Raw genomic sequence first — 12,520 nt, 5'->3', positions numbered from 1 at the left:
GTGAAAGATATGAATTCACATCTTATGGAAATTTTCTCAAGAGAGATTGTAAAGTCTCTCCCTCCTAAGCAAAAGGAGATTTATGAATATGTCGTTGATCTGGAAGAAGAATTGGCTCAAAAGGCTTCGACTTCAGAAGAATTTATGGCTCTACTTGTGAAGCACTCACCTCATAGGCAGGCGGCAGAACATTTTAACCTTTCATTTGGACAGCTGATGATGATCATGCATGAAATTGAAGACATTATTAGCAGGGAGCTTGAGAATAAATTGAACCAAGTAACATGGGTCGAAATAACAGATAGTGTCCGGGCAAGAAAGAAAGGGAATAAAGTTAAATATTTTTATTTCTCCTTAAATGAAAGTAAACCGTAGAAAAATCCGTTGTTTAAATCGTAATGATTTCGTATTAAACTCTGCACCAGGAGGGTCATATGGTTTATGATTGGATCGTTGTAGGAGGCGGCATTCAGGGCAGTACCATTGCAGCCTTCTTAGTAAAGAATAATAAGGTATCAACTGATAAGCTGCGCATTATTGATCCACATGTAAGGCCATTATTTAAGTGGACTGCAAGTACGGATCGGATTGGCATGAAGTTTCTGCGCTCACCTTTTGTACATCACCTTGATGTCGATCCATTCAGCCTAAGAAGCTACGCAGCAAGGCACCAATGGAAGAAAAGTGAGTTTTATGGGGTCTATAAGAGGCCATCCCTGGAAATGTTTAATGAGCACAGTCAGACTCTTCTCCATGATCTTGGGTTAGGGACCAGCTGGCATCAGGGATATGTAAATGGTCTCGATAGGGAAGACAATTATTGGATTGTAAGCACAGCCCGAGGAGAAAGTCTAAAATCCAAAAAAGTCGTACTGGCATTAAGCATAAACGATCAGCTTCATGTACCGGAATGGGCAGATTCTATTAAGCAAGGCAGTCATCAGCTGTATCACATCTTTGATGAAACTGCAGATTTTTCAAAATTGAGGCCGCCAGTTGCCGTAATTGGAGGAGGCATTACAGCCGCCCATACAGCTATCAAGCTTTCGACATTATATCCAGGTCAAGTCAATTTAATAAAAAGGCATCCCTTTAAAGTTTGTGATTTTGACAGTGATCCGGGATGGCTTGGACCAAAATATCAAAAACACTACCAGCGAATCACGGATTATTCCGAACGCAGAGAAATAATTAAAAAGGCGAGAAACCGGGGATCGCTGCCCTCAGAATTATTCCATAAGCTTAGGAAGCTTGAAAATGATCGAACGATAAAGGTGGAAGACGGAGAGGTTACTTCCGTGAAGGAAGGAGAAAACAAGGAACTGCTTCTTTTCGTGGACACACAGGAAGTCAAGGTACATTCGATTGTTTTTGCAACCGGGTTCAGGCCATCCAGGCCTGGCGGAAGCTGGCTCGAGAAAGCCATTGAAACGTTTGGCCTTCCATGTGCAAAGTGCGGATACCCGATTGTCAGTCAATCTCTTGAATGGTGCCCGCAACTATATGTAACAGGGCCCCTGGCAGAACTGGAAATTGGGCCGATAGCCCGAAATATTTCAGGGGCGCGCCAGGCTGCAGAAAGAATTGTTCAAAGCATTTAAGAAGTTAATAAGGAGGAAATCATTATGAGAGTAAAGATTACATTAGCTTGTACAGAGACAGGGGACAGGAATTATATTACAACCAAAAATAAGCGGAACAATCCTGACCGGATCGAATTAATGAAATATTCTCCTCGTTTAAAGAAGCATACGTTGCACCGTGAAACGAAGTAAGACCTGAAAATTCAGCACGGTATTTGAAAATCGTGCTGAATTTTCATTTTAATTATTCGACAATGCAAACTCCAGTCCCTTTTCTGTCACATTGGTGCCTGATCTCCCCTGGCGGATGATGACAAATCCCAGCTGTTCTAATTCCTTGAGTCTGAGTCTTGCCTGCTGTTCCGTGAGGGGGAAGTTTGTATTCTGGGTAAGAGCTGACAATTTCTTTCGGCTTGCTGGTATTCCTTTCTCATTTAACTCGGCAATAAATGTAAGCAGAATCTTGTGTTCAGCTTTTAAGTTTGTTAGAGTCTTTGGCGTTAATTGGACCCTTGCCGGGGCTAGGTCTGCCGGCAAATCAGAAACTTTCAGAACATTATCATCCGAAACGGCAAGCATGTACTGTACTACATTCTTCAATTCTCTTATATTTCCCTTCCATTCCATCTGGGACAATAATTCTAAAGTATCCTCTGTTATGTCAGCAGCAGGTTTCTGGCTCTGTCTTATGAAGGACTTAATTAAAATTGGAATATCTGTTCTTCTCTGCCTTAGGGAAGGAATGGACAAGGACAGAACCTTTAAACGATGATATAGATCTTCACGGAACCTTCCTTCTTCGATCATGTGCTTTAAGTTCCGATTAGTCGCCGCAATGATCCTGACATTAATAGGAATAATCTTGTTTCCTCCTATTCTGCGGATTTCCCATTCTTCGAGAACGCGTAATAGCCTGGCCTGCAGTTTCATACTGATATCCCCAATCTCATCCAAAAACAAAGTCCCTTGGTCAGCCTGTTCAAAAAGTCCTTTTTTTCCGCCTTTTCTTGCCCCGGTGAATGCCCCATCTTCATATCCGAATAATTCACTTTCAAGCAATTCTTCTGGAAGGGCGTTACAATTTATTCCTAAAAAAGGTGCATTTTTTCTGCTCGATTCCGAATGGATGGCTCCGGTGAACAGTTCTTTTCCAGTGCCGCTTTCCCCCTGAACCAAGATAGGTAGGTCGGATAATGAAAGTTTCTTGGCAATCCGAATGGTTTCCTGAAGGGTCTGACTCTCACCCAAAATGCTTTGGAATGTATATTTAGATACAAAACCCTTTTTCTGAAGCTCCAGTTTTACTCTTCTTTCCATTTCGATCGTTTCATCCATATTTTTAAATGTGGCAACAATCGTGTTATCATTTTTCATTGGAAATCGGTGCACCAACAAGTTTGTTTGTCTTACCGTAAAGGCTTCCTGATCACCAGCTTCATCATTTAACAAGAAATCCAGCAGTTCGTTGTTTCTGAATACCTGGCCGATTTTCTTCTTAAGCGCATACTCAGGTGATATTCCTATCATTCTCTCAAGCTCTTTGTTAAAGACTGAAATCGAACCGGAACTGTCAAATGCCAAAATCCCATCATTTACTCCATCTACGACCCTTTTTAAATATTGATTGAGTTTATCGGCTTCCTGTTTCAAGGATGATAGTTTCTTGCTCAGTTCAATTATTTTTCCGGTGTACTTATCGGTGATGTTTATTCTGAGGGCTTCCGGCAGTTCAAAGTAATCAATAATAGCCATAATCGTGTGAATATCAATAAGCCGGACACCGAGATTAAGTTTTGTTGGGATAGAAGAAGGGATTAATTCCATTTCTCCTGGAGTAACGGCAACCTCAATCGAATCTGGAACTTCTCTGCCAGGTGAATAGGGAATATATCGGAGATGTCTGATTCCGAGTCTGTCCAGAGTTTCAATAGAGTCTATGGTGCTCTGTGGAAAGTCATTTACAAAAAGGACATTTGTGTCATTTGGTATTTCAAATAGGTAATCGATATATTGATAATTTACGGTTCTGTGAGCTGTGATCACTTCACAGGAAGGAGCAATAACATGCTTTACTTCATCATGAATCAGGTAAGAAGAATACACAATTAAGGCATCCTCTATTAAGGGGGGCAGATATTCTTCTGAAGCAAAGCTCTTTATTCGTATATACTGTCCGAGAATTCCTTTTAGCTGTTCTGTGAGTTCTTTACAGGTTTCCCTGGTTCCGGCAAGCAGCACTAATTCATTTTTCATGGTAAACTCCTTTATTGGTTGATTAATGGTTATTATTATACCAGTTAAATAACCCATTAATAAACCAGTTTTCAATCTTTTATCCATTTATTCTGAATTTTCAACTTGGCACACAAATTGCATTAAATATTTACATCTAGAGATAAAGGGGGAAATAGAATGAAAGAAAAAAACAAAGCCTGGAAAGTGCCGCACACGTTTGTCATCGTTTTCTTTGTAGTCCTTCTGGCTGCCATTGTTACGTATTTGGTTCCCGTTGGACAATTCCAGACGGAAGAAGTAACTTATACGCAAAACGGGGAAGAGTCAACCAAGACCGTATTGATTCCCGACAGCTTCGAAATAGTGAAGGATGAAGAAGGAAATCCTGTCCGCCAGGGTACAAGCCTTTTTGAATCTGGGGGAGAAGCTGGGTTTTTAAATTATGTTTTTGAAGGACTCGTATCAGGAGATAAATGGGGATCCGCAGTTGGCGTAGTAGCATTCATATTGATCATTGGCGGAGCATTTGGAATTATAATGAAAACTCGTGCTATTGAAGAAGGCATTTTAAGTGTGATTGACAAGACAAAAGGCAGAGAAATCTTAATCATACCGATTATGTTTTTCCTGTTTTCGCTTGGAGGAGCTGTTTTTGGCATGGGAGAGGAGGCCATTGCGTTTGCGATGATTCTTGTTCCTCTTATGGTTGCACTTGGCTATGATGCGATAACAGGTGTGATGATCACCTATGTTGCAACACAAATTGGGTTTGCCACCTCCTGGATGAACCCTTTCAGTGTGGCCATTGCACAGGGTGTATCGGGAGTTCCCGTTATGTCTGGCGCACCTTTTCGAATAGGCATGTGGGCTGTTTTCACATTAATAGGCATTATCTATACATGGAGATATGCAGCTGGAATTAAAAAGGATCCTTTAAAATCAGTAAGCTATGAATCAGACAGTTATTTCAGGAAAGAAATGAAAACGGGGGAGCTAAAGGTCCGATTTACTCTTGGACACGGCCTTGTTCTGTTAACCATAGCAGCCGGAATTGCCTGGATTGTATGGGGTGTTGTGGAACATGCATACTATATCCCGGAAATAGCTTCGCAATTTTTTACGATCGGATTGGCATCGGGGCTTATTGCCGTCTTCTTTAAGCTTAATAGTATGAAGATAGATGATATTGCTGAAGGATTCATTGAAGGGGCAAAAGATCTTTTGCCGGCAGCATTGGTTGTAGGCATGGCAAAAGGCATTGTCATCATCTTAGGCGGAGACAGTCCGGATGCACCATCTGTATTAAATACAATGCTCTTCGGTGCCGGACAGGTAATTGGGGATTTCCCTGCAGCCCTGTCTGCGTGGTTTATGTATCTTTTTCAATCCGGATTCAATTTCTTTGTTGTTTCAGGATCAGGCCAGGCAGCCCTTACGATGCCGCTGATGGCGCCGCTGGCTGATATTGCCGGAGTATCCAGGCAGGTTGCCGTGCTTGCTTTCCAGCTCGGCGATGGTTTGACAAATATTTTTGTTCCTACTTCTGCAGCCCTTCTGGGAGCTCTTGGAGCAGCAAGACTTGACTGGGGAACATGGGCAAAATTTATCATCAAATTTTTGCTGCTCCTTATGGGGATTTCTTCATTATTTGTGATTGGCGCAGTACTAATCGGTCTTTAACTAGACATCATAAGTTAGACAGAAAGGGGTTTATCCTTGTTAAATCTTATAAAGAACGCAGAAATCTATTCTCCGCAGTATCTTGGGAAAAAGGATTTATTACTTGTTCATAATAAAATAGGCTATATCCGCGATTCGATTGAAATACCTGATCTTTCATTTGCGGATATTGAAGTCATTGATGCCGAAGGGAAAATTGCCGTTCCAGGTTTTATCGATTCGCACGTTCATATTATCGGCGGCGGCGGTGAGGGAAGCTATAAAACGCGGACACCGGAAATCCAGCTGACAGATGCTACACTGTCTGGCATTACTACCCTGGTAGGTGTCATTGGCACAGACGGAACAACACGGACCATGGCTAGTCTTATTGCTAAAGCCCGGGGGCTTGAGGAAGAAGGAATTACCTGTTTTGTCCAGACGGGTTCATATCAAGTGCCAGTAAAAACACTGACTGGAAAAATTGAAGATGATCTCATTCTGATTGACAAGATTATCGGTGTCGGAGAAATTGCGATCGCCGACCACCGCTCTTCTCAGCCGACAGTTGAGGAGATGGCTAAAATCGCTTCAGCCGCACGTGTAGGTGGCATGCTTTCGGGTAAAGCGGGAATTGTAAATGTCCATGTGGGTGATAGTTATGATCATTTAAAACTCTTGGAAGACGTTGTGGAGAAAACGGATATACCAATTAAACAATTTTACCCGACACATATTAATCGTAATCCTCATTTATTTGAAGCTGGCATACGTTATGCCAAAAAAGGCGGCTATGTCGATTTCACGACAAGCTCCATACCAAAGTTTCTCGAAGAAGGGGAAGTAAAGTGCAGCAAGGCTCTGAGATTCATGCTGGACGAAGGGATTCCTGCTGGACAAATTACGTTTACTTCAGACGGCCAGGCCAGCCTGCCTGATTTCAATGAGCAGGGAGAACTGATTGGCCTGCAAATTGGCAAAGTTTCCACACTCTTTTCCGAAGTGCGGGATGCGATCCTTCAAGAAGGGGTCTCTATAGAAAAGGCACTTTCTGTCATTACAGAAAATCCAGCTTCTATCCTCAAGCTTTACCAAAAAGGAAGGATAGAGGAAGGTAAAGATGCAGACCTTGTGCTTTTGAAAAAAGAAACACTGGCAATCGAAACCGTTTTTTCCCTTGGCAGAAAAATGGTTGAAGACGGTAAGGCTGTTGTGAAAGGAACCTTTGAATAATAAATGAGAATGAAACCAGGCAGCTCTTAAAAAATAGGGGCTGCTCTTTTGTTGCCAATCATACCCGAAAATTAAATATACGAACATCCTTAGCATGTTACGGGTAAATCCATGCAGATTTTATTAATAAAAAGGAATTACTTAACTATTGACTGAAATGGACTCTTTAAATTACGATATGTTTAAACGCTTAAACACTTAAACATTAAACTAATTTACTTTGAATGGTATAAGAGGAGGAAATATTATGAGAAAAACGGCACTGATCACAGGGGCAACTAGCGGATTGGGTTATGAATTTGTAAAGCTGTTTGCTGCTGATGGCTATAATTTAGTTCTGGTTGCAAGAAATAAAGAGAAGCTGGAAGAAATAAAAATGGCTTTTGCTGAAACAGAGGTAACGATCATTGCCAAGGATTTAAGTATCCAGGGGGCTCCAAAGGAAGTTTTTGAAGAAACTGCAAAACTTAATATTAATATTGATGTTTTGGTAAACAATGCGGGTTTCGGTTTAATGGGAAAATTTGATGGATTGGATTTGCAAAAACAAAGAAATATGATTCAATTAAATATAACTGCTTTGACAGAGCTAACTTATTATTTTCTTCCTTTTATGAAGGAAAGAAATAATGGGAAGATCTTAAATGTTGCAAGTACGGCTGCTTTTCAGCCTGGTCCGCTTATGGCTGTCTATTATGCATCAAAAGCGTATGTCCTGTCTTTTTCAGAAGCTTTGGCAGAAGAACTGCAGGAGTATTCCATTTCAATCACCACCCTTTGCCCAGGTGCAACGAAAACGAACTTTGGCTCCGCTGCAAGCGTAGAAGGAACCAAAATGTTCAGCCGGGCCATGCTGCCTGATGATGTAGCAAAGAAAGGATATGAAGGGTTGATGAATGGGAAACGCGTCCTCATAACAGGTGGACTTAATAAATTCGGTGCGATTAGTGCAAAATTCTTGCCAAGAAGTTTAGCAGCTAAGATCGCCAAGTATGCAGCTGGAGAAAAATAACAACCCTATGTGGTAAGGGGGAGTCTTATGTCACAGAAAGCCATAGATGTGTTTAGAGCGTGTATTCCATTATTTCATGCATTAAGTGACCCTGCGAGGCAGGATATAATCATTTTGCTGGCAGAAAATGACGCATTAAGTGTAAATGAAATAGCCCAGCAGTCTAATCTTTCCCGGCCTGCTATATCCCATCACTTAAAAGTCATGCGTGACAATGATCTGGTTTTAATTGAACAAAAAGGGACTCAGCGTTTCTATACTCTTTCTATAGAACAGGGAGTAGAACAATTAAAAAAGCTGATTCAAATAGTCGAAAGTGAATGTATTTTATAACTTGGTTAGAATGAAAGGAAAAGAGCGCAGGGATTGCGCTTTTTCTTTTTAGCTGTTTAAGGCTTTATTTATTGTCTCGATATCTTCTTAATAATTAATCGTTTTCCTCAGCATGCTTGGGTTCCTCATCACCATGATCATGATCATGTGTGCCCTCCAGAAGGTTTATCCCTTCATCAGCTTCTTTAATCATTATATTCTCATTATTAAAGGTTTTAACTGGTTTATCAGCGAACCCTCCCACACTGCTCCTAATTAAAATGAACAAATCAGCATCACCTATTTTTGTCAGGGATTTTTTAGTCGGTTCATAAGTTTCTAGGTCAATATTTACCGATTAGATACTTTTTACTCCTGCTTTGATACTCGAGAATTTTTCATTAGAGAATATATCTGTACTCGGTTTTTAATTAGATGAATCATGATTTGAACCAAGTTGATAATAGACTCCTGATATTTGTAGCATGTGAATGATGAAATGCTTATCCATTGATAGCTGCATTTCATAGTTTTCACCAATTGCAAGCATGCATAATAAAAGAATAATTATGATCGCACGGCAGCATACTAAAACTATGATTTGTTAAGTTTTGGAGGAGTGCCCGGTGGGTTTTTTTAAATCGAAATTAAAAAGGTTTAATAGGGACAATAAACAAAAGAAGAATGAAAATAGTGAGCATGAATTGCGGATTGATGAACTCCTTCATCGCTGTAAAGAATCTACAGATTTTGTTTCCTATAGATATTCAGAATCCAGCCCATTTTATATTCATTATTACCAGACAATTGTAGAAATAAATATTTTGCATCAATATGTCCTGCCTTATATCAATGAAAATGAGAGCAATACCCTTTTTGATCTTCAGCAGGCTATTCCTATTGATAATACTGAAATTATAGATAATGTTCATGAAATAAGGGATAAATTGCTGACAGGCTGTATTGTTATTGAAGTAAAAGGTTCTATTCAAGAGGCTTTGGTCATATCTGCTGTTTCGCTTGAGAAGAGACCCGTCAGTATGCCGGAAGTAGAGTACAGTGTTGTGGGGCCAAAGGAAGCTTTTGTCGAATCAATTGATGCTAATATCAATCTGGTCAGGAAGAGACTGCCTATACCTGATCTCATCGTGGAAGAAGTAAAGATTGGAAGCCTGACAAAAACAAGGGTGGCTGTTCTTTATATAAAAGGAGTTACGGACAAAGAAAATGTGAATACGATTCTGCAGCGTCTGAAAGAGATTCATTTTGATCAAATTGTGGACAGCTCCTTTATTAACCAAATCATTTCCGATAACCATAATTCTCCCTTTCCTCATTTAATTGATACGGAAAGGCCTGATAGGGTGGCGAGTGTGCTCTCGGAAGGGAAAATAACGATTATTGTAGATGGCTCACCGCATGCTCTAACTGGTCCTACAACTCTCGTAGAGTTTTTTTCAGCTTTTGAAGATTATTTTCTATCTTGGCATATTGCCTCCATTTTTCGGCTTGTCCGGTTGTTTGCTGTATTCTTTTCCGTTTTGTCGACTTCTCTTTATGTCGCAGTGCTAACCTATCATTACGAAATGATTCCTGAGAACCTGCTTAATCCGCTTATTGCTTCAAGGAGCGGGATCCCGTTCCCGCCGATTCTGGAAGCGATTATTCTGGAATTGACCATTGAGCTATTGCGTGAGGCTGGAGCAAGGCTGCCGACAAAAATCGGACAGACGATTGGTATCGTAGGCGGTATTGTCATCGGGACTGCGGCTGTACAGGCTGGGCTGACCAGTAATGTGCTGCTGATCATCGTGGCGCTTGCTGCCCTGGCGTCCTTTACAACGCCTGTCTATCAAATGGGCAATACGATCCGCTTAATCCGCTTTCCTTTTTTATTCTTTGCCCAGTTATGGGGACTTCTGGGAGTAACCTTTTGTTTCTCATACATTTTGTGCCATTTGCTAAAAATGACTTCTCTGGGACGCCCATATCTGGCACCAGTCTATCCATTAAGGCTGGATGATTTAAGGGACTCCCTTTTCCGACTTCCGTTTTTCATGCAAACGAAGCGGCCGATGCAGGTCAGATCTCCTGTACGGACTCGTTTTAAGCCCAAAAAGCACGAGAAACCGAAAAGAGATATAGAAGATTAATGGGAATAAATCTGTTCTGATAAAGGAGGCTAGTTGATGTTTCCATTGCCTAAAGAAGATAAAATGGTATCTCCCTTTTTTGTATTTTACTTAATACATGCTATGCAAGTAGGTGTAGGAATTCTAGGCTTCGAAAGAGTTATTGTCCAGTCGGCCGGCTATAGCGCCTGGATCGCAATCTTAGCATCCGGCGCCTCCATTATCGGATTGATATGGATTTCCTATCGCATTTTAAACAAGGGAAACAACGACATCGTAGCCATACACGCTAATATTATGGGAAAGTGGATCGGCGGTTTTTTCAGCTTTCTATTTTCGTTATATTTCTTATCTTTTGCTTTGGTGGTTCTCAGGTCTTATGTAGAGGTCATACAGGTTTGGGTATTTCCCGAAGTCTCACAATGGATATTCGTACTCATTATTATTTTTTTAGCCTATTCCTATGTCACAGGAGGTTTTCGGGTTGTCACAGGGGTAAGTTATTTAGGGATTTTATACGGCTTGCCATTATTATTGGTGAAGTTTTATCCTTTGCAGTATGCCGATTATGGCAATCTTCTGCCAATCTTTAATGCCTCTCCTGCAGATTTATTTAAAGCATCAAAAGAAATGACTCTTAATTTTCTAGGGTTTGAGACCTTATTTATGTTTTATCCTTTTATAAAAGATGGGCCGAAATCTGAAAAATGGGCCTATTTCGGTGTGCTGTTCAGCATATTTATTTACCTCCTGACTGCTTTTGTTACGTTTGTCTACTTCAACCAGGAACAGTTGAAAGGCACCATTTGGGCTACACTCACACTATGGAAAATCGTGGACTTAATCATTGTAGAGAGGTTCGAATATATAGGAATTTCCGTATGGTTCTTTACTATTCTGCCGAATATTTGCATCGGCCTCTGGTGTGCAAGCCGGGGAATGAACCGGCTGTTTCCTGTTTCTCAAAGAAATGCATTAAAGATGTTTTGTCTATTGCTGTTTATGATTAGCGTCTTATTGACAGATAGACAGCAAATCGATGTCCTTCAGAAAGTTATTTCCCAAATAGGACTTTATACAATTTACTTTTATTTACCATTCTTGCTGGTTTTACAATATATCATCATGAAGGTGAAAAAAGGATGAAATCAAAAAACTTTTTGTGGTGTATAACACTTCCGTTAATCCTGACAGGGTGTATTCCAAGTCCAAAAGTATTGGAGGATATCCAATTAGTGCAGACAATAGGCTATGATTATGTCAATGATGAGGAATTCGAAGGAACGGCAGGCTCTTCTAATATACCTCCAGGTGAACAGTCAATACCGGTAAATGAGGTTTTTTCTGCAACAGCCAAGACAAGTAAACGGATCAGGCAAAAGATTCAGGCAGAAGCTGCAAGGCCCATAGTTGTTGGCAGGGTAGGATTAGTCATTTTCAACAAGGAACTCGCAGAGCATGGCATTGAAAAACAAATAGACAGTCTGCAGAGAAACCCCAGTATTGGCAGGAAATTGCTGCTTGTTGTATCGAAAGAGAAGGCGAAAGACATCATTGATTCTAATTACTCGCAAAGTGATTCTGTATCACAATATTTAATCGATGTGGTGGAACAGAATCTGGAGCAGACTATTCCTAAGATTAATTTACACCGTTTTCTTGTTCACTATTACAGCAAAGATGCCGACCCTTTTTTACCTTTAATCGAGAAACAGGGTAAGCATTTGAAGGTAAGCGGACTGGGGATTTTTAAAGAAGATAAGCTAGTTGATACAATCAGCTTTGGTGACGCCTATATCTTTAAAATACTTTATGAAAAATTCCGGCGGGGACAATTTGAAGTAGAACTTAGCGGTGGAGAAGATGTTAGTCTCGAAAACCTGTCATCAAAACCTAAAATAGTGGTGGATAAGAGAAATGGGAAATATATAGCCACTTTTAAGGTGAAAGTAAACGGCAGAGCCATGGAAGGGGTTAATTTAGATCTAACAGACAAGAAAACGATTGAGAGAATTGAAAAAGCAGTGGAAAAAGAAATAACTGGGAGAGCAGAGAAAATGATCAAGAGATTTCAGGAACTGGAAACAGACCCTCTTCGGATTGGGGAAAAGGCCAGGCAGCGCTCCGATTTTAATCGAAAGGAATGGAGGGAGCAGTATAGTCAAATGGAAATTAAGATTGAGGCAAAAGTGAATGCTGTTCAATCAGGGATTATAGAATAAATATGTGTATGATAAGAGAAATTGGCATCCGATATGGATGTCATTTTTAATTATAAAATTTTCAGAATTATTATTGTTTTCCAAAGAAATATATGATAGTTTAGTTAAAACGAAGTTAAGACTTCAAAAAAA

12 protein-coding genes are annotated in these 12,520 nt (G+C 40.3%); 10 read left to right on the top strand and 2 right to left on the bottom strand.

Going from position 1 to position 12,520, the window contains the following annotated elements; translation table 11 throughout:
• Positions 1 to 9 precede the first annotated feature (9 nt).
• Genes ACR42H_RS14830 through rpmG form a run of 3 tightly spaced genes read left to right on the top strand, consistent with a single transcriptional unit; the run spans position 10 to position 1,775 of the window.
• On the top strand, positions 10 to 375 hold the full coding sequence (locus ACR42H_RS14830; RefSeq protein WP_436371453.1) for a hypothetical protein: 366 nt from the start codon (positions 10 to 12) through the stop codon (positions 373 to 375).
• 59 nt (positions 376 to 434) lie between these two features.
• Positions 435 to 1,601 carry an FAD/NAD(P)-binding protein gene (locus tag ACR42H_RS14825; RefSeq protein WP_436371452.1) on the top strand — a complete coding sequence of 389 codons (1,167 nt, stop codon included), beginning with the start codon at positions 435 to 437 and terminating at the stop codon, positions 1,599 to 1,601.
• A gap of 24 nt (positions 1,602 to 1,625) precedes the next feature.
• Entirely contained in the window at positions 1,626 to 1,775 is a 150-nt protein-coding gene (gene rpmG, locus ACR42H_RS14820) for a 50S ribosomal protein L33 (RefSeq protein WP_095312352.1), read from the top strand.
• Between the two features lie 48 nt (positions 1,776 to 1,823).
• Here rpmG and ACR42H_RS14815 read toward each other — a convergent pair whose 3' ends face one another.
• Positions 1,824 to 3,836, bottom strand: a complete 2,013-nt coding sequence (locus tag ACR42H_RS14815) for a sigma 54-interacting transcriptional regulator (protein WP_436371449.1) — start codon at positions 3,834 to 3,836, stop codon at positions 1,824 to 1,826.
• Positions 3,837 to 3,995: 159 nt separating this feature from the next.
• On the opposite strand from ACR42H_RS14815, the gene yfcC reads away from it, so the two are divergent.
• The 4 genes from yfcC (at position 3,996) to ACR42H_RS14795 (ending at position 8,055) form a co-directional block, all read left to right on the top strand.
• Positions 3,996 to 5,498, top strand: coding sequence for a putative basic amino acid antiporter YfcC (yfcC, locus tag ACR42H_RS14810; protein WP_436371447.1), 1,503 nt, complete (start codon positions 3,996 to 3,998; stop codon positions 5,496 to 5,498).
• Between the two features lie 36 nt (positions 5,499 to 5,534).
• Complete coding sequence (iadA, locus tag ACR42H_RS14805; RefSeq protein ID WP_113884788.1) at positions 5,535 to 6,710, top strand: beta-aspartyl-peptidase; 1,176 nt, start codon at positions 5,535 to 5,537, stop codon at positions 6,708 to 6,710.
• Positions 6,711 to 6,957: 247 nt separating this feature from the next.
• Complete coding sequence (locus tag ACR42H_RS14800; protein WP_436371445.1) at positions 6,958 to 7,722, top strand: SDR family NAD(P)-dependent oxidoreductase; 765 nt, start codon at positions 6,958 to 6,960, stop codon at positions 7,720 to 7,722.
• A gap of 27 nt (positions 7,723 to 7,749) precedes the next feature.
• Positions 7,750 to 8,055, top strand: coding sequence for an ArsR/SmtB family transcription factor (locus ACR42H_RS14795; protein ID WP_113884790.1), 306 nt, complete (start codon positions 7,750 to 7,752; stop codon positions 8,053 to 8,055).
• A gap of 94 nt (positions 8,056 to 8,149) precedes the next feature.
• On the opposite strand, the gene ACR42H_RS14790 is transcribed toward ACR42H_RS14795, so the two are convergent.
• Positions 8,150 to 8,383 (bottom strand): metal ABC transporter solute-binding protein, Zn/Mn family, encoded by a 234-nt coding sequence (locus tag ACR42H_RS14790; RefSeq protein ID WP_436376946.1) that lies wholly within the window; start codon positions 8,381 to 8,383, stop codon positions 8,150 to 8,152.
• 277 nt (positions 8,384 to 8,660) lie between these two features.
• Here ACR42H_RS14790 and ACR42H_RS14785 point away from each other — a divergent pair, with 277 nt between their 5' ends.
• The 3 genes from ACR42H_RS14785 to ACR42H_RS14775 are packed head-to-tail and all read left to right on the top strand — an operon-like array spanning position 8,661 to position 12,388.
• A complete protein-coding gene (locus ACR42H_RS14785; RefSeq protein ID WP_436371442.1) occupies positions 8,661 to 10,187 on the top strand; it encodes a spore germination protein in 1,527 nt (508 codons plus the stop codon).
• 36 nt (positions 10,188 to 10,223) lie between these two features.
• Positions 10,224 to 11,312: a GerAB/ArcD/ProY family transporter gene (locus ACR42H_RS14780; RefSeq protein WP_436371440.1), complete on the top strand. Its 1,089-nt coding sequence runs from the start codon at positions 10,224 to 10,226 to the stop codon at positions 11,310 to 11,312.
• On the top strand, positions 11,309 to 12,388 hold the full coding sequence (locus tag ACR42H_RS14775; RefSeq protein ID WP_436371438.1) for a Ger(x)C family spore germination protein: 1,080 nt from the start codon (positions 11,309 to 11,311) through the stop codon (positions 12,386 to 12,388). Before ACR42H_RS14780 ends, ACR42H_RS14775 begins: the two co-directional genes overlap by 4 nt.
• The last annotated feature ends 132 nt before the right edge of the window (positions 12,389 to 12,520 follow it).

The organism is Cytobacillus sp. BC1816, from assembly GCF_051353635.1.
Taxonomy (GTDB): Bacteria; Bacillota; Bacilli; order Bacillales; family Cytobacillaceae; genus Cytobacillus; species Cytobacillus oceanisediminis_C.
This window is presented reverse-complemented; position numbering and strand designations above follow the sequence as displayed.